This is a genomic window from Rhodococcus sp. NPDC060086, assembly GCF_042730275.1.
Classification (GTDB): Bacteria; Actinomycetota; Actinomycetes; order Mycobacteriales; family Mycobacteriaceae; genus Rhodococcus.
Window position 1 is genome coordinate 1 of sequence record NZ_JBHWWZ010000100.1, and the last position, 1575, is coordinate 1575.

Below are 1575 nucleotides of genomic sequence, written 5' to 3' on the forward strand. Positions count from 1 at the left end.
CGGAATGTGTCAAGGGGTTTGAGTCCAGTGGGTGTCAGGCGGCTATCGTGTCGTCCTCCACGGTGGCCTCGGGATCATCGGCTGGCCGGTTGATGTAGACGGTCTCGGGCAGGTCGAGAATCTTCGGCGCGGTGGTGGTGCCGAAGCGATGCGGATGCCGGGCACGAGCAGTATCGAGTACCTCTCGGCGTTCGGCCGCCTTGCCGGCGGCCAGACCGAAGTGGACATCGGCGGGCGTGTGCAACCCGATTCCGGTGTGGCGATGTTCGTGGTTGTACCATTCGGTGAACTCGATCATGAATTCCCTTGCCTGACTGAGAGATCCGAAACGATCAGGAAACCCTGGCCCGTACTTGAGGGTCTTGAACACCGATTCGGAGTACGGATTGTCGTTCGAAACCCGCGGCCGCGAATGTGAACGGGTGACCTCGAGATCAGCCAGCAACGTGGCGACGGACTTGCTGGTCATCGACGTACCACGGTCGGCGTGCACGACCTGTGGAATGCCGTGTACGGCGAAGATCTGCTCCATCAACTCCCGAGCCAGCACACCCGATTCGTGCGCGTGAACATGGACTCCGACGATGTACCGCGAGTAGATGTCGATCATCACGTACGCATCGAAGTAGCGGCCCTTCTCCGGCCCGGCGAGCTTCGTGATGTCCCACGAGTACACCTGCCGCGGCGCGGTGGCGACCAGCTCCGGGCAGGTCCTCGCCGGGTGCCTCGCGAGCCGGCGACGCTCGCTGACCTGCGCGTTCTCGCGCAGCACGCGATACATCGTGGACACCGAGCACAGGTAGATACCCTCGTCGAGCAGTTGCGCATAGATCTCGAGCGGTGCCTGATCGACAAACCGATCGCTGTTGAGTACCTCGAGGATGCGACGGCGTTCGAGGTCGGTGAGCTTGTTCGCCGGCGGGGTCGGCGGCGCCGACACCACCGGCGGTGTCGGTGCGGTGGCTACGGTGCGCCGCCGGACGGCGGTCGAACGCACCACACCGGTCAACGTGCTGGCGGTCCTCGTCGACACCCCGACTTCGGCCAGTCCGGCCCATGCGGCGGTCAGCGCTTGTTCGGCTTGTCGTCGACATCCGCTCTCTCGGAGAGAGATTCCAAGAGAGCGTGCGCTTTTCCCATGATGTCCAGGGCGGCCTCGGTGGTGGTCAGTCTTTTGTTCGCGCGGGCGAGTTCTTGCTTGAGGCGGGCGATCTCGGCCTGCTCGGCGGTGAGCTTGCCGATCTTCGTGCCGGGTTGCTTGCCGTCGAGCACACCGGCGTCACGTTGTTTGCGCCACTCGCTGATCAGCGACGAGTAGAGGCCTTCACGGCGCAGGTATGCGCCGCCTTCGTTCGTCTCGCAGGCCTGCTCGTACGCGGCCAGGTGTGAGAGCTTGTCGGCGGGGCTGAACACGCGCCGGCGGGGTACGTCGGCTCGGGGGTGAGTAGAGGCCATGCGGTCATTGTCCTCGACCGCCGTAGGGGTGGACATCGTCATCGTTGGGTTGATCCGTATCTCGCCCTGCAGGCGGAGTTGCTGTGAACCGCTGGCCTCAACTCAGCCTGACACGCAGGG

At 64.2% G+C, this 1575-nt stretch carries 1 protein-coding gene; it reads right to left on the reverse strand.

Annotated elements, in window-relative coordinates; translation table 11 throughout:
* Window positions 1-34: 34 nt before the first annotated feature.
* A protein-coding gene (locus ACFWB0_RS25575; RefSeq protein WP_378493201.1) for an IS3 family transposase occupies window positions 35-1455 on the reverse strand; the annotation gives its coding sequence in 2 pieces (ribosomal slippage) (window positions 35-1092 and window positions 1092-1455; 1422 coding nt in all).
* Window positions 1456-1575: the final 120 nt, after the last annotated feature.